The sequence below is a fragment of the Pseudomonas sp. TE24901 genome (genome assembly GCF_054058375.1).
Map to the genome: position 1 here is coordinate 538,286 of NZ_JBSSAF010000001.1, position 23,711 is coordinate 561,996.

General features: G+C 61.6%; 23 protein-coding genes. 7 read left to right on the forward strand and 16 right to left on the reverse strand.

From position 1 onward, the window contains the following. Positions 1-29: 29 nt before the first annotated feature. From ACVWVP_RS02495 to ACVWVP_RS02505, 3 genes are all read right to left on the reverse strand, one after another. On the reverse strand, positions 30-305 hold the full coding sequence (locus ACVWVP_RS02495) for an HU family DNA-binding protein (protein ID WP_003213368.1): 276 nt from the start codon (positions 303-305) through the stop codon (positions 30-32). A gap of 191 nt (positions 306-496) precedes the next feature. Next, positions 497-1,645, reverse strand: a complete 1,149-nt coding sequence (locus ACVWVP_RS02500) for an NAD(P)/FAD-dependent oxidoreductase (RefSeq protein WP_178920403.1) — start codon at positions 1,643-1,645, stop codon at positions 497-499. A 36-nt stretch (positions 1,646-1,681) separates the two neighbouring features. Continuing rightward, positions 1,682-1,849, reverse strand: coding sequence for a rubredoxin (locus ACVWVP_RS02505; RefSeq protein WP_015886569.1), 168 nt, complete (start codon positions 1,847-1,849; stop codon positions 1,682-1,684). Between the two features lie 196 nt (positions 1,850-2,045). On the opposite strand from ACVWVP_RS02505, the gene ACVWVP_RS02510 reads away from it, so the two are divergent. Together ACVWVP_RS02510 and ubiA are read left to right on the forward strand one after the other, a co-directional pair. Then, positions 2,046-2,609: a chorismate--pyruvate lyase family protein gene (locus tag ACVWVP_RS02510; protein WP_178920405.1), complete on the forward strand. Its 564-nt coding sequence runs from the start codon at positions 2,046-2,048 to the stop codon at positions 2,607-2,609. Further along, on the forward strand, positions 2,609-3,499 hold the full coding sequence (gene ubiA / locus ACVWVP_RS02515) for a 4-hydroxybenzoate octaprenyltransferase (RefSeq protein ID WP_178920407.1): 891 nt from the start codon (positions 2,609-2,611) through the stop codon (positions 3,497-3,499). The genes ACVWVP_RS02510 and ubiA overlap by 1 nt, the downstream gene beginning before the upstream one ends. Positions 3,500-3,618: 119 nt before the next feature. On the opposite strand, the gene ACVWVP_RS02520 is transcribed toward ubiA, so the two are convergent. After that, a complete protein-coding gene (locus ACVWVP_RS02520) occupies positions 3,619-3,996 on the reverse strand; it encodes a COG4315 family predicted lipoprotein (protein WP_178920409.1) in 378 nt (125 codons plus the stop codon). A gap of 153 nt (positions 3,997-4,149) precedes the next feature. Here ACVWVP_RS02520 and phoB point away from each other — a divergent pair, with 153 nt between their 5' ends. The 3 genes from phoB to ACVWVP_RS02535 all read left to right on the forward strand — a co-directional run bounded on the left by phoB (position 4,150) and on the right by ACVWVP_RS02535 (position 7,808). Continuing rightward, a complete protein-coding gene (gene phoB / locus ACVWVP_RS02525; protein WP_003195617.1) occupies positions 4,150-4,839 on the forward strand; it encodes a phosphate regulon transcriptional regulator PhoB in 690 nt (229 codons plus the stop codon). An 82-nt stretch (positions 4,840-4,921) separates the two neighbouring features. After that, positions 4,922-6,208, forward strand: a complete 1,287-nt coding sequence (phoR, locus tag ACVWVP_RS02530) for a phosphate regulon sensor histidine kinase PhoR (protein ID WP_218172521.1) — start codon at positions 4,922-4,924, stop codon at positions 6,206-6,208. Between the two features lie 259 nt (positions 6,209-6,467). Next, positions 6,468-7,808, forward strand: coding sequence for a hemolysin family protein (locus ACVWVP_RS02535; RefSeq protein ID WP_178920411.1), 1,341 nt, complete (start codon positions 6,468-6,470; stop codon positions 7,806-7,808). 87 nt (positions 7,809-7,895) lie between these two features. Here ACVWVP_RS02535 and ACVWVP_RS02540 read toward each other — a convergent pair whose 3' ends face one another. The 9 genes from ACVWVP_RS02540 to ACVWVP_RS02580 form a co-directional block, all read right to left on the reverse strand. Further along, the gene (locus tag ACVWVP_RS02540; RefSeq protein WP_457404422.1) at positions 7,896-8,558 is read right to left on the reverse strand and encodes a M23 family metallopeptidase; all 663 of its coding nucleotides are present in this window, start codon (positions 8,556-8,558) and stop codon (positions 7,896-7,898) included. 217 nt (positions 8,559-8,775) lie between these two features. Then, entirely contained in the window at positions 8,776-9,684 is a 909-nt protein-coding gene (locus ACVWVP_RS02545; protein ID WP_178920415.1) for a response regulator, read from the reverse strand. 163 nt (positions 9,685-9,847) lie between these two features. Then, entirely contained in the window at positions 9,848-10,609 is a 762-nt protein-coding gene (gene phoU, locus ACVWVP_RS02550; RefSeq protein ID WP_176994499.1) for a phosphate signaling complex protein PhoU, read from the reverse strand. A gap of 71 nt (positions 10,610-10,680) precedes the next feature. Beyond that, positions 10,681-11,514, reverse strand: a complete 834-nt coding sequence (pstB, locus tag ACVWVP_RS02555) for a phosphate ABC transporter ATP-binding protein PstB (protein WP_178920417.1) — start codon at positions 11,512-11,514, stop codon at positions 10,681-10,683. 140 nt (positions 11,515-11,654) lie between these two features. Continuing rightward, entirely contained in the window at positions 11,655-13,325 is a 1,671-nt protein-coding gene (gene pstA / locus ACVWVP_RS02560; RefSeq protein ID WP_457404423.1) for a phosphate ABC transporter permease PstA, read from the reverse strand. Positions 13,326-13,340: 15 nt separating this feature from the next. Further along, positions 13,341-15,374, reverse strand: coding sequence for an ABC transporter permease subunit (locus ACVWVP_RS02565; RefSeq protein ID WP_178920499.1), 2,034 nt, complete (start codon positions 15,372-15,374; stop codon positions 13,341-13,343). Between the two features lie 440 nt (positions 15,375-15,814). Continuing rightward, positions 15,815-16,801 (reverse strand): phosphate ABC transporter substrate-binding protein PstS, encoded by a 987-nt coding sequence (locus tag ACVWVP_RS02570; protein WP_053258707.1) that lies wholly within the window; start codon positions 16,799-16,801, stop codon positions 15,815-15,817. A 330-nt stretch (positions 16,802-17,131) separates the two neighbouring features. Next, positions 17,132-18,421 (reverse strand): MFS transporter, encoded by a 1,290-nt coding sequence (locus ACVWVP_RS02575; protein ID WP_259172402.1) that lies wholly within the window; start codon positions 18,419-18,421, stop codon positions 17,132-17,134. Positions 18,422-18,523: 102 nt separating this feature from the next. Then, positions 18,524-19,801, reverse strand: coding sequence for an MFS transporter (locus ACVWVP_RS02580; protein WP_457404424.1), 1,278 nt, complete (start codon positions 19,799-19,801; stop codon positions 18,524-18,526). 377 nt (positions 19,802-20,178) lie between these two features. On the opposite strand from ACVWVP_RS02580, the gene ACVWVP_RS02585 reads away from it, so the two are divergent. Next, positions 20,179-20,583 carry an acyl-CoA thioesterase gene (locus ACVWVP_RS02585; RefSeq protein WP_003176975.1) on the forward strand — a complete coding sequence of 135 codons (405 nt, stop codon included), beginning with the start codon at positions 20,179-20,181 and terminating at the stop codon, positions 20,581-20,583. Between the two features lie 57 nt (positions 20,584-20,640). Further along, positions 20,641-21,540 (forward strand): D-hexose-6-phosphate mutarotase, encoded by a 900-nt coding sequence (locus ACVWVP_RS02590; protein WP_457404425.1) that lies wholly within the window; start codon positions 20,641-20,643, stop codon positions 21,538-21,540. Positions 21,541-21,656: 116 nt separating this feature from the next. Here the strand turns inward: ACVWVP_RS02590 and ACVWVP_RS02595 are convergent, their stop codons facing one another. The 3 genes from ACVWVP_RS02595 to ACVWVP_RS02605 all read right to left on the reverse strand — a co-directional run bounded on the left by ACVWVP_RS02595 (position 21,657) and on the right by ACVWVP_RS02605 (position 23,707). Then, the gene (locus ACVWVP_RS02595; RefSeq protein WP_259172406.1) at positions 21,657-22,193 is read right to left on the reverse strand and encodes a DUF3299 domain-containing protein; all 537 of its coding nucleotides are present in this window, start codon (positions 22,191-22,193) and stop codon (positions 21,657-21,659) included. Positions 22,194-22,271: 78 nt separating this feature from the next. Further along, positions 22,272-22,517, reverse strand: a complete 246-nt coding sequence (locus tag ACVWVP_RS02600) for a GlsB/YeaQ/YmgE family stress response membrane protein (RefSeq protein ID WP_017253508.1) — start codon at positions 22,515-22,517, stop codon at positions 22,272-22,274. Positions 22,518-22,621: 104 nt separating this feature from the next. Then, positions 22,622-23,707 (reverse strand): 5-(carboxyamino)imidazole ribonucleotide synthase, encoded by a 1,086-nt coding sequence (locus tag ACVWVP_RS02605; RefSeq protein WP_176994505.1) that lies wholly within the window; start codon positions 23,705-23,707, stop codon positions 22,622-22,624. Positions 23,708-23,711: the final 4 nt, after the last annotated feature.

Here is a 23,711-nt window from a genome sequence, read left to right on the forward strand (position 1 = left end):
CCCCGCCTCCCTTCGAGACGGTGTCGCTGTTACGGGTTGACGCTGTCTTTGAGCGACTTGCCCGGCTTGAACGCAACGGTGTTGCTGGCCTTGATCTTCACAGGCTCACCGGTTTGCGGGTTTTTACCGGTGCGGGCGCCACGGTGGCGTTGCAGGAAGGTGCCGAAGCCAACCAGGGTGACGCTGTCCTTGCGGTGCAGGGCGCCAGTGATTTCTTCGAGAACGGCGTTGAGGACGCGGTTGGCCTGTTCTTTGGTGAGATCCGCTTTTTCAGCGATGGCGGCTGCGAGTTCTGGTTTACGCATAAGTGAAGCCTCTTTGACGGTTTTTTGTTGTTATGTCCGTGCTGCTCTCTGCTGGAGCAGCGCCCAAGGCGCCGCAGGCTCTACTCTGCGGCAGACGGGAGTGAGGATGGCATGCCCTCGCACGCTCCGCCAGTCTCGTGGCGACCTTTCTAGGGGTAAGAACGTGCTGATTCCGACAGAACGACAGGTATTTACGCCAGCAACGGCGGAAGTTCTTTGTTCAAGGCCAGTTTTTCCATGACGGCGGTGCCGGTCAGGGCGTAACCCAGCAGGCGCCCGCCTGCGTCGCGGCACAGGGCCTTGATGTCGGCGCCCTGGCCTTCAACGCTCCACACACCTTCGGTGCCCCGTGGCGGTGGCGATACCACCAGCGGGCAGACCGGCGTCTTCACGGTGACCGGCATCGGCCCATAGCTGACGGCCGTGGCGTTGCCCGCCAGGGTCTGGGCCAGGGCACGGGCGCAGCTCATCAACGGCATCACGTACAGCAGGTTCAGGCCATCAACCTCGGCGCAGTCGCCCAGGGCGTAGATATTGGCATGGGAGGTCTTGAGATGGCGGTCTACCATGATCCCACGGTTGGTTTGCAAGCCGGCAGCGGCCGCCAGGTCGACACGCGGGCGCAGCCCGATGGCCGAGACCACCAGATCGCAGTGCACCACTTCACCGTCGGACAGGTGCGCTTCCAGGCCGTCCGCCGTGCGCTGCAAGCGGTTGAGCACAGGGCCCAGGTGGAAGCGTGCGCCGAGCCCTTCGAGCCCGGCCTGCACGGCAGCGGCGGCCGCCGGGTGCAGCAGGGTCGGCATGACTTGCTCGCAGGGCGCCACCAGGTCGATCTCATAGCCACCGAGGATCAGGTCGTTGGCAAACTCGCAGCCGATCAGGCCGGCGCCGAGCAGCAACACCCGGCGTTTGCCGGCAGCAGCCGCGCGAAAGCGCGCATAGTCTTCGAGGTCGTTGATCGGGAAAATCAGTTCAGCGGCGTCGCCCTCGACCGGCACGCGCACAGTCTCGGCGCCCCAGGCCAGGACCAGGTCGCGGTAGGCCACTGCTTCCTCGCCGATCCACAGGCGCTTGTGGCCGGGGTCGATGCCGCTGACGCGGGTGTGGGTGCGCACTTCGGCTTTGAGTTGCTCGGCCATCGCGCCGGGTTCAGCCATGCTCAGGCCATCGGCTTCCTTGTTCTTGCCAAAGCCGGTGGAGAGCATGGGCTTGGAGTAGGAGCGCCCGTCGTCTGCGGTGATCAGCAGCAATGGGGTCTCGCTGTCGAGCTTGCGAAACTCCCGGGCCACGTTATAACCGGCCAATCCTGTGCCGATGATCACGACAGGTGCGTTCATTCCTTTCTCCTTGTAGTACGGTTCTTAAAATTCAGATCAGCCGATTTCGATCATCTCGAAATCCATCTTGCCCACGCCGCAGTCCGGGCACAGCCAGTCTTCCGGGACGTCTTCCCAACGGGTGCCAGGCAGAATTCCGTCATCTGGCCAGCCGTCTTTCTCGTCATAGATCAGGCCGCAGACTACACATTGCCACTTCTTCATTTACTTGCTTCCTCAGGGTCCAGGCTTCTTGGCCGACGGTCGATAGACCCGCGTTGCCGTGCGGCTCAGGGCGTTTTGTACTGATCGGGGCCGGCAGATGCAAGCACGATCGACGCATGGGGCCGGTTCAGCCCGGCAAAAGATCAAGACGCCATGGTAAGCTCGCCGCCTCTTTTGCTGCCAATACTGACTCACCATGCCGCACTCAATCGCCCGTCCCGATGCTTGCCAATGGCTGACCCAGAGCCTTCTGAGCCCCTTGCCCACGCCCCTGACCCTCAATTGGCTGTTCAACGAAGACTCGCTGACGCGGCGGCTGACGTGGCTGTCCAACGATGGTTTCAGCGTGACGCCGCTGTTCGAAGGCTGGCAGCCACTGCGCGAAGACGAGTGCGCGGCCCTGGGCCTGCCTGCGGCCACCATCGGCTGGGTGCGCGAGGTGTACCTGCGTGGGCACGGCCAGCCGTGGGTGTTCGCCCGTAGCGTGGCCTCACGCAGTGCCTTGCAAGGCGACGGCCTGCACATGGATGAACTGGGCAGCCGCTCGCTGGGCGAGCTGCTGTTTTGCGACCAGGCGTTCACCCGCCAAGCCATTGAGGTGTGCCATTACCCAAGCGACTGGCTGCCTGCGGCGGACAAGGCCGAGGGGTTGTGGGGGCGCCGTTCGCGCTTCGACCGTGGGGCGTTGAGCGTGCTGGTGGCGGAAATCTTCTTGCCGAGCTTCTGGCACGCGCTGCACGACCACCCGGAGAACTGCTGATGTACCAACGTCTGCTCAAGTCCTTGAACCACCTGAATCCCAGGGCCTGGGACTTCATTCAGCTGACCCGCATGGACAAGCCGATCGGCATCTACCTGCTGCTGTGGCCGACATTGTGGGCGCTGTGGATTGCCGGCAAGGGCTCGCCTTCCCTGATCAATATCGTGATTTTCGTGCTGGGCGTGGTGCTGACCCGCGCCGGTGGTTGCGTGATCAATGACTGGGCCGACCGCAAGGTCGATGGCCATGTGAAGCGCACCGAGCAGCGCCCGCTGGTCAGCGGCAAGATCAGCTCAAAAGAGGCGCTGGTGTTTTTTGCGGTGCTGATGGGCATCAGTTTCCTGCTGGTATTGCTGACCAACGCCACCACCATCCTGCTGTCCTTGGGCGGTCTGGCCCTGGCGGCGAGCTACCCGTTCATGAAGCGCTACACCTATTACCCGCAAGTGGTGCTGGGCGCGGCGTTTTCCTGGGGCATGCCGATGGCGTTCACCGCAGAGACCGGCCACCTGCCGGCCACGGCCTGGCTTCTCTATATTGCCAACCTGCTGTGGACGGTGGGCTACGACACCTATTACGCGATGACCGACCGTGACGACGACCTGAAGATCGGTGTGAAATCCACCGCCATTCTGTTCGGCGATGCCGACCGCGTGATCATCCTCACCCTGCAGGGCCTGTCGCTGCTGTGCCTGTTACTGGCGGGTGCACGGTTCGAACTGGGGGGCTGGTTCCATTTGGGACTGTTGGCCGCGGCGGGCTGTTTTGCCTGGGAGTTCTGGTACACACGGGACAAGGACCGAATGAAATGCTTCAAGGCATTCCTGCATAACCATTGGGCAGGGTTGGCGATCTTTGTCGGTATCGTCGCCGACTACGCCCTGCGCTGAAATTTTGCGGCGGCTGGGCTGACGCCTTCGCGGGCAAGCCCGCTCCCACATTCGACTGTGTTCACAAATCCAAATGTGGGAGCGGGCTTGCTCGCGAAGGTCTCAGCGGCGCCTCGGGCTCAAGGTTTGATGACGTGCCACGCCCCACCCTTGCCGTCGCCAGTCTTGTCCCCAGCCTTATGGTCATCCTTGTAGGTGTAGACCGGCTTGCCTTTGTAGGCCCATTGGCTGCTCTGGTCATCGCGGGTGATGACGGTCCAATCGCCCATGGACTTGTCGGTAGACTCAGCCTTCAGCGGCGGCCAGTTGGTTGCGCACTGATCCTTGCATACAGACTTGCCGCCTGCGTCTTTATCGAAGGTGTAGAGCGTCATACCCTTGTGGTCGACCAGCATCCCGTCTTTCGTCATCGCGGGTTCCGCCGCGAAGGCCAGCGTCGGCAGCGTCAACGCCGCCGTGACCAGCAGGGCTTTCCAGGAAACACTGTTGATAGCCATCGGAACCTTCCTTTTGTGGTTGTAAGGATTCGGACCCAAAGCGTAGTCCAGAGAGGCGCGAATTGCCCAAGCGACTAAATTACTGTCACACGACTGCAATAATTCCGTTATCTAATGCGGCGCAAGACAGTTAAATGACAAGAGGATTTAGGCATGGTTGGCAGGAGCATTCTGATCGTTGACGACGAAGCGCCCATTCGCGAGATGATCGCCGTTGCGTTGGAAATGGCCGGCTATGACTGCCTGGAGGCGGAGAACTCCCAGCAGGCCCATGCCATTATCGTCGACCGCAAGCCGGACCTGATCCTGCTGGACTGGATGCTGCCCGGCACCTCCGGCATCGAGCTGGCCCGTCGCCTCAAGCGTGACGAGCTGACCGGGGACATCCCGATCATCATGCTCACCGCCAAGGGCGAAGAGGACAACAAGATCCAGGGCCTGGAAGTGGGCGCTGATGACTACATCACCAAGCCGTTTTCCCCACGTGAGCTGGTCGCGCGTCTGAAGGCCGTATTGCGCCGCGCCGGCCCGACCGACGGTGAAGCGCCGATCGAAGTCGACGGCCTGATCCTGGACCCGATCAGCCACCGCGTGACCATCGACGGCAAGCCGGCCGAGATGGGCCCGACCGAATACCGCCTGCTGCAATTTTTCATGACCCACCAGGAGCGCGCCTACACCCGTGGCCAACTGCTGGATCAGGTCTGGGGCGGCAACGTATACGTGGAAGAGCGCACCGTAGACGTGCATATCCGTCGCCTGCGCAAAGCCTTGGGCGATGCCTACGAGAATCTGGTACAAACCGTGCGCGGCACTGGCTATCGCTTTTCCACCAAAGGCTGAGCCAGCCCCTTTCCTTCCTTAACAGCTGACAAGGACGCATGTTTAAGTGAACCAGAACTGGCATGGCACCCTGATCCGCCACATGCTTCTGTTGATCACCGGCTGCCTGTTGGTGGGCCTGGTCAGCGGTTATTACGGCTGGAGCCTGGCCGTTGGTATCGGCCTGTACCTGGGCTGGACCCTCAAGCAACTGTTGCGCCTGCATGAATGGCTGCGCCAGCACAAACCCGATGAAGCACCACCCGACGGCTATGGCCTGTGGGGCGAGGTGTTCGACAGCATTTACCACCTGCAACGCCGCGACCAACGGGTACGCGGGCGCCTGCAAGCGGTGATCGACCGCGTGCAAGAGTCCACTGCCGCGCTCAAAGACGCGGTGATCATGCTCGACAGCGACGGCAACCTGGAATGGTGGAACCGCGCCGCCGAGACCTTGCTGGGCCTCAAGACACCCCAGGACAGCGGCCAACCGGTGACCAACCTGGTGCGCCACCCGCGCTTCAAGGAGTACTTCGAACAGGAGAACTACGAAGAAGCCCTGGAAATCCCTTCGCCCACCAACGACCGCGTGCGCATCCAGCTGTACCTGACGCGTTACGGCAACAACGAACACTTGATGCTGGTGCGCGACGTCACCCGCATCCACCAGCTTGAACAGATGCGCAAAGACTTCGTCGCCAACGTCTCCCACGAACTGCGCACGCCGTTGACGGTGATCTGCGGTTACCTGGAAACGTTGCTGGACAACGTCGACGAGATCAACCCGCGCTGGAGCCGCGCCCTGCAGCAGATGCAGCAGCAAGGTTCACGCATGCAGACCCTGCTCAACGACCTGCTGTTGCTGGCCAAGCTGGAAGCCACCGACTACCCGTCGGACAACCACCCGGTGGCCGTGCAGAGCCTGCTGCAGACCATCAAGAACGACGCCCAGGCCCTTTCCGGCCAGCGCGGGCAGCAGATCACCCTGGAAGCCGACCCGGCCGTGTTGCTCAAGGGCAGCGAAGGCGAGTTGCGCAGCGCGTTTTCCAACCTGGTGTTCAACGCCGTGAAGTACACCCAGGACAAGGGCAATATCCGCATCCGCTGGTGGGCAGACGAGCACGGCGCGCACCTGAGCGTGCAGGACTCGGGCATCGGCATCGACGCCAAGCACCTGCCGCGCCTGACCGAACGTTTCTACCGTGTCGATTCCAGTCGCAACTCCAACACCGGCGGCACCGGGCTGGGGCTGGCCATCGTCAAGCACGTGTTGCTGCGCCATCGTGCGCGCCTGGAGATCAGCAGCGTGCTGGGCCATGGCAGTACCTTTACCTGCCACTTTCCCCCGGTGCAGATGACCCGTTCGCGGCTGGTCGAAAATGATGAATAACCTGAAGTAACAGTTGCCCGGTGTGGGAGCTGGCTTGCCTGCGATGACATTGGCACAGCCAATAGAGAGGTCGCCTGACACTCCGCTATCGCTGGCAAGCCAGCTCCTACAGGGGTTCGGCTATACGACTTTCCACGTCCCACCCGGCAGCGGGCACTAGGCAAGCGCCCCGTCAGCCGCTACATTGGCCGACTTGCGCCTGCCTTTGCGGCCCACCTACCACCCCTTATTGAACACACGGAACCTGCAAAACCCCATCATGGACCCTTCCCCTGGTATCACCCTCGCCACACTCTTCGCCGACTTCGGCATGATTCTTTTTGCACTGATCCTGGTACTGCTCAACGGTTTCTTCGTTGCGGCGGAATTTGCCATGGTCAAACTACGCGCCACCCGGGTCGAGGCCATTGCCCACAAAAACGGCTGGCGCGGACAGATCCTGCGCACCGTGCACAGCCAGCTCGACGCTTACCTGTCGGCCTGCCAGTTGGGTATCACCCTCGCCTCCCTGGGCCTGGGCTGGGTCGGTGAGCCGGCGTTTGCGCACATCCTCGAGCCGCTGCTGAGCGCGGTGGGCGTGCAATCGCCGGAAGTGATCAAGGGCGTGTCGTTCTTTGCGGCGTTCTTCGTGATTTCCTACCTGCACATCGTGGTCGGCGAGCTGGCGCCCAAATCCTGGGCCATCCGCAAACCCGAGTTGCTGTCGCTGTGGACGGCAGTGCCGCTGTACCTGTTCTACTGGGCCATGTACCCGGCGATCTACCTGCTCAACGCCAGCGCCAATGCGATCCTGCGCATTGCCGGCCAGGGTGAGCCTGGCCCGCACCACGAACACCATTACAGCCGCGAAGAACTCAAGCTGATCCTGCACTCCAGCCGTGGCCAGGATCCGAGCGACCAAGGCATGCGCGTGCTGGCCTCGGCCGTGGAAATGGGCGAACTGGAAGTGGTGGACTGGGCCAACTCCCGGGAAGACCTGGTGACCCTGGACTTCAACGCCCCGCTCAAGGAAATCCTCGCGCTGTTCCGTCGCCACAAATTCAGCCGCTATCCGGTGTACGACGCCGACCGCAACGAATTCGTGGGCCTGTTGCACATCAAGGACCTGCTGCTGGAACTGGCAGCCCTGGACCACATCCCCGAGTCGTTCAACCTGGCCGAACTGACCCGCCCACTGGAGCGCGTATCGCGGCATATGCCGTTGTCGCAGTTGCTGGAGCAGTTCCGCAAAGGCGGCGCGCACTTCGCCCTGGTGGAAGAAGCCGACGGCAAGATCATCGGCTACCTCACCATGGAAGACGTGCTGGAAGTGCTGGTGGGCGATATCCAGGACGAACATCGCAAGGCCGAACGCGGCATCCTGGCGTACCAGCCGGGCAAGTTGCTGGTGCGTGGCGACACGCCGCTGTTCAAGGTGGAGCGCCTGCTGGGCGTGGACCTGGACCACATCGAAGCCGAAACCCTGGCCGGCCTGATCTACGACACGCTCAAGCGCGTGCCGGAAGAGGAAGAAGTGCTGGAAGTGGAAGGCCTGCGCATCATCATCAAGAAGATGAAAGGCCCGAAGATCGTGTTGGCCAAGGTCCTGTTGCTCGACTAACCCCCCCGTAGAAGCCCGGCTTACCGGCGATAGCGACCGTGGAAACTGTGATGTTCTCACTGGCCCCATCGCCGGCAAGCCGGGCGCCTACAGGCCTGCTGCAAAATTGGGCAGCGTGCCCACCGGCTGGTTGAACTCATACGGAATCGATACCAGCCCCGCCTCCGTGGCACGCTGCACCACAAAGTGCAGGTGCGGCCCGCTGCTGTTGCCCGTATTGCCCGACAGCGCCAGCGGGCTCCCCACACTCACACGCTGCCCAGCCCTGACACTCACCGAGCCTTGCTTGAGGTGCAGGTACACCGCCTCGCTGCCATCGTCATGGCGCACCCGTACAAAATTCCCTGACGCATCATTGCCGTGCCCGACTTGCTCGTTCTCGGTCTTCACCACCATGCCACTGCGCGCCGCAATGATTGGCGTGCCTTCAGGCATGGCGATATCCATGGCGTAGCGGCTTTTGGCGTCGGTATGGCTGAAGTTGCCGTTGGGCCCTTGGGTGAGGCGAAACGGGCCGCCGCGCCAGGGCAGCGGGTAACGGTAGGCTTGTTGGGGATAAGTCGGCTTCGGCCTTTCGAGCAGCAAACGCGCAGGCTTGCGCTCCTGGATCACGAACGCCTGGGCCCCGGGGGTTTGCCGGTCGCTGTAGACCACGTTGCCCTGGGCATCAATGGATTTGTAGACGGTCATGGCCAGGGCCGAAGGAACGACCGTGGCCAGGCCGCACCACAGCAATACGCGCATGAGCATGGCGTGTCCCTGCCAGAATGACTGAACGGCAGGCTAGCAAGCGAACATGACGATTGTAGTGAGCGGGCTTGCCCCGCGCTGGGTGGCGAAGCCGCCCGGCAGCTGGCAGCGCGGTTTGACTGAAGGACCGCAGTGCCTGAATGGGGGCCGCTGCGCGGTCCGGCGCGGGGCAAGCCCGCTCACTACAAAAGCCCTGCAATCGGGCGATAGGTTTTTATCAGGCGCCTGGCACGAAGTGTTTTTGCGCCGTGCCGCGGGCGATCAGGCGGGAGATGTAGTCGAGCTTCTGCGCATCCTGGTCGATGAACCGGAAGGTCAGTTGCAGCCAGTCGCTGTCGGGCTTGGGTTCGTAGGCGACGATAGCGTGCAGGTAGCCGTTGAGGCGCGCCACTTCGGCGTTGTCACCTTGCTCAAGGTCGAGCACCGCGCTTTCCAGTACCTGAGGCAGCACTTCACCGCGGCGTACCACCAGCAGCGCTTCCTTGATGCTCAGCGCCTTGATCACACATTGCTGGTTGCCGCTGGACAAACGCAGTTGGCCCTGGCCACGACCGCCCGCCGGCGCGGCAGCCGGTGCCTGGACCGGTGGGCTGTTGAGCAGGCCTTTGCTCGGGGCGGGTGCCGCTGCAGCCACCGGTGCCGGGCGCACGGCTTCGGGCTTGCCGCCCGTCAGGGCGCTCAGGGAGTCGTTGCCGAAAGCCGAGTTCATCTTGGTCGGGGCGCTGGCGATCAGGGCGTCGAGGCGGCCGATCTTGTGCAGGGCTTGCTTGACCTTGTTCAACAACTGCTCGTTGGTGAACGGCTTGCTGACGTAGCCGGAGACGCCGGCCTGGATCGCCTGGACCACGTTTTCCTTGTCACCACGGCTGGTCACCATCACGAAAGGCATGGCCTTCAAATGGGCTTGCTCACGGCACCAGGTCAGCAGCTCCAGGCCCGACATTTCCGGCATTTCCCAGTCGCACAGCACCAGGTCGAAGGTCTCGCGCATCAGGATGGCCTGGGCCTTTTTGCCGTTTACCGCATCTTCAATCTTGATCCCGGGGAAGTAGTTGCGCAGGCACTTCTTCACCAGGTCGCGGATAAACGAGGCGTCATCCACCACCAATACACTGACTTTACTCATCGACCCTTCACCCTATAAACGGCACGCAAGACGCCTGACTGATGGCATTTTGCCAAAACTCGGTAGTCACAGTCGGACTTTATTGCCCCGGCTGCGCAAAAAATTCATGTGCCACAAACAAAAACGCCCGGCCTGAGGCCGGGCGTTAATTTCTCGGGCAACCTTACTTATCGTCAGGTTCGCCCGGAACATTAGGGATTTGGTCGGCTGTGCCTTCAACTTCGGCTTTCATGCGCTTGAGGCCCATGTGCCGCACATCGGTGCCGCGCACCAGGTAAATCACCAGCTCGGAAATGTTGCGTGCGTGGTCACCGATACGCTCCAGGGAACGCAGCACCCAGATAATGTTCAAGACCCGCGAGATAGAGCGTGGGTCTTCCATCATGTAGGTGGCCAGCTCACGCAACGCGGTCTTGTATTCGCGGTCGATGATCTTGTCGTACTGCGCCACCGACAACGCCAGCTCGGCGTCGAAGCGGGCGAAAGCGTCCAGAGCATCGCGCACCATGTTGCGCACCTGGTCGCCGATATGGCGCACTTCCACATAACCGCGCGGGGCTTCGCCTTCTTCGCACAGCTGGATGGCACGACGGGCGATCTTGGTGGCTTCGTCGCCGATGCGCTCCAGGTCGATCACCGACTTGGAGATGCTGATGATCAAGCGCAGGTCGGAGGCCGCTGGCTGGCGACGGGCCAGAATGCGCAGGCATTCTTCGTCGATGTTGCGCTCCATCTGGTTGATTTGGTCATCGATCTCGCGCACTTGCTGGGCCAGGCCCGAGTCGGCCTCGATCAGCGCGGTGACGGCGTCGTTGACTTGCTTCTCCACCAGCCCGCCCATCGCCAGGAGGTGGCTGCGCACTTCCTCAAGCTCGGCGTTGAACTGCGCGGAGATGTGATGGGTAAGGCCTTCTTTGCTAATCATGTGGGTGTCCTTGGAGCGTCCGGTAAGGTGCGGAGAACCGCAGCATTCAGTGCAATCAGAACCCGCGAGCTCTAGCCGTAGCGACCGGTGATGTAGTCTTCGGTCTGCTTCTTGGCCGGGTTGGTGAACAGGGTATCGGTGTCGCCGAATTCCACCAGCTTGCCCATGTACATGAACGCGGTGTAGTCGGAAACCCGTGCCGCCTGTTGCATGTTGTGGGTCACAATCACGATGGTGAACTTGGACTTGAGCTCGTAGATCAGTTCTTCGACTTTCAGCGTCGAGATCGGGTCGAGTGCCGAGCACGGTTCGTCGAGCAGCAATACTTCCGGCTCCACGGCGATGGTACGGGCGATCACCAGACGTTGCTGCTGGCCACCAGACAGGCCGAGTGCCGAATCGTGCAGGCGGTCCTTGACCTCATCCCACAGCGCCGCGCCTTTCAACGCCCACTCAACGGCTTCGTCGAGGATGCGCTTCTTGTTGATGCCCTGGATACGCAGGCCGTAGACCACGTTTTCGTAGATGGTCTTGGGGAACGGGTTCGGCTTCTGGAACACCATGCCCACGCGGCGACGCAGCTCGGCCACGTCTTCACCCTTACGGTAGATGTTGCTGCCGTAGAGGTTGATGGCGCCTTCCACACGGCAACCGTCCACCAGGTCGTTCATGCGGTTGAAGGTACGCAGCAGCGTGGACTTTCCGCAGCCCGACGGGCCGATGAAGGCGGTCACGCGCTGCTTGGGGATGTTCATGCTGACGTCGAACAGCGCCTGCTTTTCACCGTAGTACAGGCTCAGGCCCGGCACTTCGATGGCCACGGTTTCCTGGGCCAGGCTCAGGCTCTGCTTGTCGCGACCCAGGGCAGACATGTTGATGCCGTGGGTAGGGGTTTCGTGTTGCATGGGATGCTCCCTGTGCTACCAATTCGTTGTGTGGGAGCGGGCTTGCTCGCGAAGGCGTCGGGTCAGTCGACCTATGTGTTTCTGAGACACCGCATTCGCGAGCAAGCCCGCTCCCACATTGAGTCCGCGTTCAATTCAGATCAGCTATCCAGCGCTTTGTACTTTTCGCGCAGGTGGTTACGGATCCACACTGCCGACAGGTTGAGCGTGGCGATCACCAGCACCAGCAGCAAGGCGGTGGCGTACACCAGCGGCCGTGCGGCTTCGACGTTCGGGCTCTGGAAGCCGACGTCATAAATATGGAAGCCCAAGTGCATGATCTTCTGGTCCAGATGCAGGTACGGGTAGTTGCCGTCCAGCGGCAGCGACGGCGCCAGTTTCACTACACCTACCAGCATCAGCGGCGCCACTTCACCGGCGGCGCGGGCCACGGCGAGGATCATGCCGGTCATCATTGCCGGGCTGGCCATCGGCAGCACGATCTTCCACAGCGTTTCTGCCTTGGTCGCGCCCAGTGCCAAGGAGCCTTCACGCACGGTGCGAGGAATTCGCGCCAGGCCCTCTTCGGTGGCCACGATCACCACCGGCACCGCCAGCAGCGCCAGGGTCAGCGAAGCCCACAGCAGGCCCGGCGTACCGAAGGTCGGAGCCGGCAAGGCTTCGGCGAAGAACAGGCGGTCAACCGAGCCACCCAGTACATACACGAAGAAGCCCAGGCCGAACACGCCGTAGACGATGGCCGGTACGCCCGCCAGGTTGTTCACCGCAATGCGGATAACCCGTGTCAGGGTGTTCTGCTTGGCGTATTCACGCAGGTACACCGCCGCCAGTACGCCGAACGGGGTCACGATCATCGCCATGATCAGGGTCATCATCACGGTGCCGAAGATGGCCGGGAAGATCCCGCCTTCGGTGTTGGCTTCCCGTGGGTCATCGCTGAGGAATTCCCAGACCTTGCTGAAGTAGAAGCCGATCTTGGTCAGGGTGCCCATGGCGTTCGGCTGGTAAGCGTGCACCACTTTGCCGATGCCGATTTCCACTTCCTTGCCGTTGCCATCGCGGGCCGTCAGCGAGTCGCGGTTGAACTGGGTATGCAGGTCAGCCAGGCGCGCTTCGATCTCTTTATAGCGGTTGTTCAGCTCGGCACGGCCAGTGTCCATGTCGGCCTGGGCGGTGGCGTCGAGCTTGCCTTCCAGCTCCAGCTTGCGACCGTGCAGGCGGATGCGCTCCAACCCGGCGTTGATCGCGCCGATATCGGTTTTTTCCAGGCTTTTGAGCTGAGCTGCCAGCTTGTTCACACGGTCGACACGCGCCTGCAGCTCAGGCCACGCGGCCTCGCCTTCAGCAATGACCTTGCCGTCCTGCTTCACGTTGACCAGGGTGCCGTAGAAGTTGCCCCACTCGCGACGCTCGATGGCCATCAGTTCGACCGGCTTGGTCTGGTCCTTCAACCACTCGCCGACGATCCAGGTGAAGTCGTTGCCGTTCAGGTCCCGGTTACCGACCTTGATCAGCTCGCGGGTCATGAATTCCGGGCCTTGCTCCGGCACGGGCAGGCCGGCGCTTTTCAGGCGCTCACGCGGCACTTCTTCCTTCTGCACCACTTCGCCGATGACGATATGGTTTTCCAGGCCAGGCACGCTGTAGTTGGCCTGGATCAGGTCGGCCGGCCAGAAGTGGCCGAGACCACGCACGGCAATCACCGCCAGCAAGCCAATGGTCATGATGACCGCGATGGACACCGCGCCACCGCTGATCCAGACGCCGGGGGCGCCGCTCTTGAACCATCCATTCAGGGAGTTCTGTTTCACAGACTTCTACCTTTCTTAAAGCGACGAGTATTTCTTGCGCAGACGCTGACGGATCAGCTCGGCGAGGGTGTTCATGATGAAGGTGAACAGCAGCAGTACCAGTGCCGAGAGGAAAAGCACGCGGTAGTGACTACCGCCCACTTCCGACTCCGGCATCTCGACCGCCACGTTGGCCGCCAGGGTGCGCAGGCCTTCGAACAGGTTCATTTCCATCACCGGGGTGTTGCCGGTGGCCATCAACACGATCATGGTTTCGCCGACCGCACGGCCCATGCCGATCATCAGCGCCGAGAAGATACCCGGGCTGGCGGTCAGGATGACCACGCGAGTCATGGTCTGCCATGGCGTGGCGCCGAGGGCCAGGGAGCCCAGGGTGAGGCCGCGCGGCACGCTGAACACGGCGTCTTCGGCGATGGAGTAAATGTTCGGGATTACCGCAAAACCCATGGCCAGGCCGACTACCAGTGCGTTGCGCTGGTCGTAGGTGATGCCCAGGTCGTGGGAGATCCACATGCGCATGTCGCCGCCGAAGAACCAGGTTTCCAGGTACGGGCTCATGTACAGCGAGAGCCAGCCCACGAACAGGATCACCGGGATCAGGATCGCGCTTTCCCAGCCATCAGGAACGCGCAGGCGCAGCGACTCAGGCAGGCGGCTGAAGATGAAACCAGCCACCAGGATGCCAATCGGCAACAGCATCAGCAGGCTGAAGATGCCCGGCAGGTGCCCTTCCACATACGGCGCCAGGAACAGGCCGGCGAAGAAGCCGAGGATCACCGTCGGCATCGCTTCCATCAACTCGATCACCGGCTTGACCTTGCGGCGCAAGCTCGGGGCCATGAAGTAAGCGGTGTAGATCGCAGCGGCAACGGCCAGCGGTGCAGCCAGCAGCATGGCGTAGAACGCAGCTTTCAACGTACCGAACGTCAGCGGAGCCAGGCTCATCTTCGGTTCGAAGTCGGTGTTGGCGGCGGTCGATTGCCAGACGTACTTAGGCTCGTCGTAGTTTTCGTACCAGACCTTGCTCCACAACGCGCTCCAGGACACTTCCGGGTGCGGGTTGTCCAGCAGCAGCGGTTGCAGCTTGCCACCGGCTTCCACGATCACGCGGTTGGCGCGTGGCGACAGGCCGAACAGGCCTTGGCCATCAACCACGGGGTCGACCAGCAGGGTGCGGTGGGCGGTGCTGTGGAACACGCCGAACTTGCCGGAAGCATCCAGGGCAGTGAAGCCTTTGCGACGCTCTTCAGCGGTGATTTCCACGATGGGTGCAGTACCCATCTGGAAGGTGCGGATCTGTTTCAGGCGTTGCTCGCCGTCCGGGTCGCGGGCCATGAACCACTGGGCCAGGCCACCCTTGGAGTTACCGACGATCAGCGAGATACCGCCCACCAGTTGAGTACTGGCCGTGATCTCGGCAGCGCCGTCTTCGAGCAGTTTGTAGCGACCGTTGAGGCTCTTGTCACGCAGGCTGAACACATCGGCCAACGCGCGACCGTTGATCACGTACAGCCACTGCTGGCGTGGGTCGATGAAGATCGCCTTCACCGGCTCGGTCATTTGCGGCAGCTCGATACGCTTCTGCTCGCTGGTGACTTCACCGGTCATCATGTTTTCTTCGCGGCTCAGTGACAGCACGTTCAAGTGCGAGCCCGACGAACCGGCGACCACCAGGGAGGAGTCAGTGGCGTTCAGTGCAACGTGTTCCAGCGGGCGACCACCATCGTCCAGCACGATTGGCGTTTCACCGTAAGGGTATTCGACTGCTGGGTTGATGGTTTTCTTGCCGTCCGGGTACGACACTTTATAGGTGTGGCGGAACACCAGGGATTGGCCATTGGACAAACCGAGGATCACCAACGGGCTGCCCGGTTGGTCTTTACCAATGGACACCACTTGGCTGCCAGCCGGCAACGGCAAGTCGACGCGCTTGATCTCGGCGCCGCTGTCCACATCAAAGAACAGCGCCTGGCCCTTGTCGGAAACCCGCATGGCGACCTGGTTCTGTTCTTCCAGAGAGATCATCAGCGGCTTGCCGGCGTCCTGGATCCACGCAGGCGTGAGGGCATCTTCCTTGGTCAACGAGGCACCCTGGAACAAAGGCGCGACGACATAGGCGAGGAAGAAGAAGATCAGGGTGATGGCGCCGAGGACGGCGAGGCCGCCGATCAAGACGTACCAACGGGTCAGGCGATCTTTGAGCGCGCGAATGCGGCGCTTGCGTTGCAGCTCAGGCGTATTGAAATCAATGCGCTTGGGGGGAGAAGTAGTCGTCATGGTGGAATTGGCCAGATCATTCATGCGCACACCCTAGCGATCCTGTATGACAGAAAGATGACAATGCAGTGACGCAACAAAGCCGCCGCGTAGCAGGGCTGGCAGCGGACTAGAAAATGGACTGTAGGAGCCGGCTTGCCAGCGAAGCGGTGTGCCTGGCAGACCGCGTCACTTCCATCGCTGGCGAGCCAGCTCCTACAGGTGTTGCAGGCTTAGTTGCCTTCTTTCAGACCCAGGTCAGCCAGGGCCTTGGCGGCCACTTTGGCTGGCAGTGGGATATAGCCGTCTTTCACCACAACTTCCTGGCCTTGTTTGGACAGAACCAGTTTCACGAACTCAGCTTCCAGCGGGGCCAGAGGCTTGTTCGGGGCCTTGTTGACATAGACGTAGAGGAAACGCGACAGCGGGTATTTGCCGTTCAGGGCGTTTTCTTCGCTGTCTTCGATGAAGTCAGTGCTGCCTTTCTTGGCCAGAGCAACGGTCTTCACGCTTGCAGTCTTGTAGCCGATGCCCGAGTAACCGATGCCGTTCAGCGAGGAGCTGATCGACTGCACGACCGAAGCCGAGCCTGGTTGTTCGTTCACGTTTGGCTTGTAGTCGCCTTTGCACAGGGCTTCTTCTTTGAAGTAGCCGTAGGTGCCGGATACCGAGTTACGACCGAACAGTTGCACTGGCTTGTTGGCCAGGTCGCCGGTCACGCCCAGGTCACCCCAGGTTTTCACGTCGGCTTTGGCGCCGCACAGACGAGTCGAGGAGAAAATCGCGTCGACTTGTTCCATGGTCAGGTGCTGGATCGGGTTGTCTTTGTGTACGAACACGGCCAGGGCGTCCACGGCAACCGGGATAGCGGTTGGCTTGTAGCCGTACTTCTGCTCGAAGGCAGCCAGTTCGGTGTCCTTCATCTTGCGGCTCATCGGGCCCAGGTTGGAGGTGCCTTCAGTCAGCGCAGGAGGTGCAGTGGCGGAGCCGGCAGCCTGAATCTGGATGTTGACGTTCGGGTATTCCTTTTTGTAGGACTCAGCCCACAGGGTCATCAGGTTAGCCAGGGTGTCGGAACCAACGCTGGACAGGTTGCCCGATACACCGGTGGTCTTGGCGTAAGCCGGAATTGCCGGGTCAACACCAGCGGCCACCGCGTGGGCGGTCGCAACGCCAGCAGCGACAAAAGTCATTGCCGCCATCAAACGCTTCAGTTTCATGCCTTGCTCCTAGCAGATAGGGATAGTTGGATCGGGGCCAAGTATCGGTAGGCCGTGTGAACACTCTATGTCTGGAATATGACAATTAGATGAAAGGCCAGCATTTGTGAAAATCCTGACAGGAAGGGCAAAGATCAATAAAACCGGGGCTTGCGGGGGAAAAGCGGGGATTTAGGCGATGTTTCAGAAACACTCTGAAAACGTTGGCATAAACAAACTGTGTGGCGAGCGAGCTTGCTCGCGCTGGAGTGCGTAGCGCTCCCGCTTTTTTCTGGGGCTGCTGCGCAGCCCAGCGGGAGCAAGCTCCCTCGCCACAGGGTTATCAGTGAGTCAGCGCCCGCGTTTCCACAGGTAGCCACCCACCAGCGTCCCCATCACACACAGTACGGCGACATAGTAGGCAGGGCCCATCGGGCTTTCCTTCATCAGCAGCGACACCGCCAGCGGCGTCAGGCCGCCAAACACGGCGTAGGCAACATTGTACGAGAACGACAACCCGCTGAAGCGCACCACCGGCGGGAAGGCCTTGACCATCACGTAGGGCACCACACCAATCACGCCCACAAACAGGCCGGTCAGGGTGTACAGCGGGAAGAGCCAGTTCGGGTGCTCGATGAGGCTGTGGTACAGCGTCCACGAGGTTGCCAGCAGCAGAAGGCAACCAATCACCAGCACGCGGCCTGCACCGAAGCGGTCGGCCAGGGCGCCAGAGGCGATACAGCCCAGGCTGAGGGTAACGATGGCCAGGCTGTTGGCTTGCAACGAAACCGTCGGGCTGAAGTGGTAGACGGTCTGCAGCACGGTCGGGGTCATCAGGATGACCACCACCACACCGGCCGACAGCAGCCAGGTCAGCAGCATCGACAGCACGATGGCGCTACGGTGATCACGCAGGACCGCACGCAATGGCAACTCGGCCGCCAAGGCTTTGCGCTGCTGCATTTCGGCGAAGATCGGCGTTTCATGCAGCCAGCGGCGCAGGTACACCGACAACAGGCCGAATACGCCGCCGAGCAGGAATGGGATACGCCACGCGTAGTCCGAGACCTGCTCCGGGCTGTAGAGCGTATTGATGGCGGTGGCCACCAGCGAGCCCAGCAGGATGCCCGCAGTCAGGCCACTGGTCAGGGTGCCGCAGGCGTAGCCGATGTGACGGGGTGGCACGTGTTCGGACACAAACACCCAGGCACCCGGCACTTCGCCGCCGATCGCCGCGCCCTGGATGACGCGCATCAGCAGCAACAGCAGCGGCGCCCACAGGCCGATCTGCGCGTAGGTGGGCAGCAGGCCCATGATCAGGGTCGGCACGGCCATCATGAAGATGCTCAGGGTGAACATCTTCTTGCGGCCCAGCAGGTCGCCGAAGTGCGCCATGATGATGCCGCCCAGCGGGCGCGCCAGATAGCCCGCGGCGAAAATGCCGAAGGTTTGTACCAGGCGCAGCCATTCAGGCATGTCGGCGGGGAAGAACAGTTTTCCGACCACGGTGGCGAAAAACACAAAAATGATGAAGTCGTAGAATTCCAGCGCCCCGCCCAAGGCAGACAGCGACAGGGTTTTGTAGTCGTTGCGGGTCAGCGGGCGCGAAGGTTGCGCACTGCTTGCGGGCACGGAGGACATGGCAAGGCTTCTCTTATTGTCAGGACGGCGAACGCGAGACCCCGGCAAGCACCGGGGTCGGTTCGGCACGATAACAAATCGCCCGCAAAAGCACAGCGTTGCTTAGCGCCCGCGCTTGCAGAGGTACCCACCCACCCCCATGCCCATGACGCACACCAGCGCCACATAGTAGGCCGGGCCCATCGGGCTCTCCTTGAGCAACAGCGACACAAACACCGGGCTCAGCCCGCCAAGCACGGCATAGGCCAGGTTGTAGGAAAACGACAGGCCACTGAAACGCACGGCCGCCGGGAAGCCCGTCACCATGACGAAGGGGGCTGCGGTCACCGTGCCGACAAATAGCCCGGTCAGCATGTACAACGGGAAGAGCCACTGCGGATGGCCAGCCAGGCTGGCGTACAGCGCCCAGCACGTCACCATCAAGCCGAAGCAGCCAACCACTAGCACCCGGCCAGCGCCCAGGCGGTCGCACAACTTGCCGGCAATCACCAAGCCCAGCGCCATGCTGATGATCGCCAGGCTATTGGCCTGCAACGCCACCTTGGGGGCGACATGGTAGACACCTTGCAGCAGGGCGGGCGTCATCAGGATCACCACCACCACACCCGCCGACAAGAACCAGGTCATCAACATCGACAACACAATCGACTCGCGACTCTCGCGCAACACCGTGCGCAGCGGCACGTCACGGGACAATGCCTTGCGCTGCTGCAACTCGGCGAACACCGGCGTTTCATGCAACCAGCGACGCAGGTACACCGACATCAAGCCGAATACCCCGCCCAGCAGAAACGGAATACGCCACGCATAATCGGCCACCTGCTCGGGGCTGTAGGCACCGTTGATACCCGTAGCGACCAGCGAACCCAGCAGAATCCCCAGGTTCAGGCCTACCGACAACACACCAACGGCATAGCCAATCCGCTTGGCTGGCACGTGCTCGGCCACAAAAATCCACGCGCCCGGCACCTCGCCGCCAATCGCCGCGCCCTGGATGATGCGCATCAACAGCAACAACACCGGCGCCAGCAGGCCGACCTGTGCATACGTCGGCAGCAAGCCGATGGCCAGGGTCGGCAATGCCATCAGGAAAATACTCAGGGTGAACATCTTCTTGCGCCCCAGCAGGTCGCCGAAGTGCGCCATGACGATGCCGCCCAGGGGGCGGATCAGGTAGCCGGCCGCAAAAATGCCGAAGGTCTGCACCAGGCGCATCCATTCAGGCATGTCCGGTGGGAAAAACAGCTTGCCCACCACCGCCGCGAAAAACACAAAAATGATGAAGTCATAGAACTCCAGGGCACTGCCCAGGGCGGACAGCGACAGGGTTTTGTAGTCGCTGCGGGTCAGCGAGCGCACGAGGGGCGCAGAAGTAGACATCGGCAAGGCTTCTCTATAAAGACGGGTACTTGCCGGAACAACACCCCACGCCCTGCAAATATTCCGTGCCATGAGCACAGTTTCCGGAAAAAGCCCCATTACAGCTGGGATTTGGCGACCAAATGAACGCTGGGAGGTCGTCGCGACGCCAGCGTCTCGATATACTCGGCCCTTGCAAGCGCCAAACCCGCTGTCTTGAGGGGCTGCTGTGCCAAAACGTCGTTGGGTGCCATCCAGCCGATTTGGCAGAGTTTCCCTTTAGTACGCCTTACGAGAAACGCATCACGCGGTGTATGTTGGTGCTGAAACGTTTTTTTCGAAGACGGCTATCCACTTGAAATACCCATGAAGCGTTACGGGTCAGAGGCACCCTTGGCATGATCGAACTCGAACAAGAAGATCCTATCCCGCAAGGCGATCTCGCCCTGCAAATCACCGCGCTCCCGCGTGAAACCAACGGTTTTGGCGATATCTTCGGCGGCTGGCTGGTCGCACAGATGGACCTGGCCGGCACCGCCATGGCCAGCAAAGTTGCAGGCGGTCGCGTGGCAACCGTGGCCATCGATCGCATGGCGTTCCTGGTACCGGTGGCAGTGGGCGCGCAGCTGTCCTTCTATACCCAGGCCCTGGAAATCGGCCGCAGCTCGATCCAGATGATGGTCGAAGTGTGGAGCGATGACCCGCTGTCCAGCGAATGGCGCAAGGTCACCGAGGCGGTGTTCGTGTTCGTCGCCATCGATGGCAGCGGTCGCACGCGTTCGGTTCCGTCGCGCGCACGTTAAACCTCATTGGGTTTTGACGGTCAATTGCCCCATTGCCTGCCATAAAGAGTGCTTTGTATGCCTGTGCCCCACGTTGAAACCGTGAAAATCGACGAGCTGGACTGCTGGCGCATTCGCCACGACGGCGCCGAACTGATGATCGCCCAGCAAGGCGCGCACATCTTCAGTTACCGGCGCGAAGGCGAACAGCCGTTGATCTGGCCCAACCCTGAGGCGGTGTTCAAACAAGGCAAGGGCATTCGTACCGGCGTACCGGTGTGCTGGCCGTGGTTCGGTGTATTCGACCGCAACCCGCAGAGCGTGAAGGCGATGCGCCAGAGCGAACGGCCTGCCGGCGCCCATGGCTTTGTGCGTACAGCACTCTGGGAATTGGCCGGGACCGCATTCGAAGGCGAAGCGCTGCGAGTGGACCTGGCGCTTCCAGTCCCGGCGGGCGGCTTCCCGGGATGGCCCCATCAAGTCGACCTGACGCTAAGCCTGTTGCTGGACGACCAGTTGCACATCCGCCTGACCAGCCATAACCGTGGCAGCGAGACCGTGACCCTGAGCCAGGCGCTGCACACCTACTTCGCCGTGAGCGACGTGCGCAATGTGCAGGTAGAAGGCCTGGACGGGCTGGCGTATATCGACACCGCCGATGGCTGGGCCGAGAAGACGCAGTCCGGCCTCTTGCATTTCACCGCCGAGACCGACCGCATCTACCTCGACACCCCGGCGCAACTGCACATCGTCGACAAAGACTGGCAGCGCCGCCTCCAGCTCACGGCCGAGGGTTCAAAGTCCACCGTGATCTGGAACCCGTGGACCGAACGCGCCAAGGCGTTCGACGACATGGCCGATGATGGCTGGCAAGGCATGCTGTGCATCGAAACGGCGAATGTGCTGGATGATGTGGTGACCTTGGCACCAGGCCAACACCACACCTTGGGCGTGAGCATCACCAGTATCGCGCTGTAAACCCGATCCAAATGTGGGAGCTGGCTTGCCTGCGATAGCATCGCCTCGGTGACACTGATACACCGAGGTGCCTGCATCGCAGGCAAGCCAGCTCCCACATTGATAGGTGTTGGGTTTTAGAGATCCGACTCCTTCACCACCCTCACCTTCCCCGCATCCAGCGCATACGCGGCGTCCGCCAGGTCGTTATTGACCTTCTCCACCTTCAACGTGCCCGTCACCCACAACGGCGTGTAGATATCATCCAGCTTCAAGCCCTTGGGGTAGCGCACCAGCACCAGCTGATTAGGCGGCGGTGGCGGCACGTGGATGCAGGCGCCCGGGTACGGCACGAGGAAGAACAAGGTGCTGCGGCCCTTGGCGTCGGTTTCCAGCGGAACGGGGTAGCCACCAATGCGGATGTTCTTGCCGTTCATGGCGGCCACGGTCTTGGTGGAGTACATCACCGCCGGCAAGCCTTTGCTTTGTTTCAAGCCACCTTTTTCGGTGAACGTGCCTTGGGCTTCAGGGGAGTTGTGATCAATCTCGGGCATGGCCTCGAGGGCTTTCTGATCCGACAGCGGCATCAGGTCGAGCCAGTCGGTTTCCGGCAATTCGCCGGCGTGTGCAAGGCCGGAACCCAGCAAGAGAAGAGTCAACAGAAGACGGCGCATGGAGAGGCTCGACAAATACAGGTGGCGAGCATTCTAGCCCTCTGCGCCTGCGCAGCGCAGAGGGCTTTGTCGCTTAGATCATTTCTTTTTGATCAGGCCGTAGATCACCAGCAGCACGATGGCACCGATCAGTGCACCGATGAAGCCCGCGCCCTGGCCCGCCTGGTAGATACCCAGCGCCTGGCCACCGTAGGTGGCGACCAGGGAACCGGCGATACCCAGCAGGATGGTCATGATCCAGCCCATGCTGTCGTCGCCTGGCTTGAGGAAACGCGCCAGCAGGCCGACGATCAGGCCGATAAAGATGGTTCCGATGATACCCATGGCATTTCCCTCTGAATGAAGTGAACTATGCCAAAGCCTAGTCAGGCTTTGGCATCCTGCAATCAGAGGACGACGGTTACCGAATGGTTCCCGTCGGACTCGGCTTATTGCTCGGCGATCAGCGCCTCAACCTTGAGGATCTGCGCCTGCAGCGTCGCACGGTCCTTGCAGCGCAGGTTGGCGTGACCTACCTTGCGCCCGGCCTTGAAGGCCTTGCCGTAGTGATGCAGGTGGCAATCGTCGATGGCGATGACTTTTTCCACCGCAGGCACGGTGCCGATGAAGTTGAGCATGGCGCTCTCGCCGACCTTGGCCGTGGAGCCCAATGGCAAGCCCGCCACCGCCCGCAGGTGGTTTTCGAACTGGCTGCACTCGGCGCCTTCGGTGGTCCAGTGCCCGGAGTTGTGCACACGCGGGGCGATTTCGTTAGCCTTGAGGCCACCGTCGACTTCAAAGAACTCGAACGCCATCACCCCCACGTAATCCAGCTGCTTGAGCACACGGCTGGAATAATCTTCGGCCAGGGCCTGCAACGGGTGGTCGGTGCTGGCCACGGACAGCTTGAGGATGCCGCTGTCGTGGGTGTTGTGCACCAACGGGTAGAAGCGGGTTTCGCCATCGCGGGCACGCACGGCGATCAGCGAAACTTCACCGGTGAACGGCACGAAGCCTTCCAGCAGGCAGGCAACGCTGCCCAACTCGGCGAAGGTACCGACCACATCAGCCGCAGTGCGCAGGACTTTCTGACCCTTGCCGTCGTAACCCAGGGTGCGGGTTTTCAACACGGCCGGCAGGCCGATGCTGGCAACGGCCGCGTCCAGGTCTGCCTGGGACTGGATATCGGCGAAGGCCGGGGTCGGAATGCCCAGGTCCTTGAACATGCTTTTCTCGAACCAGCGGTCGCGGGCGATGCGCAAGGCTTCGGCACTCGGGTACACCGGCACGAACTGCGACAGGAAGGCCACGGTTTCAGCCGGGACGCTTTCGAACTCGAAGGTCACCAGGTCGACTTCGTCCGCCAGTTGACGCAGGTGGTCCGGGTCGCTGTAGTCAGCACGCAGGTGTTCACCCAATGCAGCCGCGCAAGCGTCCGGCGCCGGGTCCAGGAAAGCGAAGTTCATCCCCAGTGGAGTTCCCGCCAGGGCCAGCATGCGACCCAGTTGGCCGCCACCGATTACACCGATTTTCATCGTC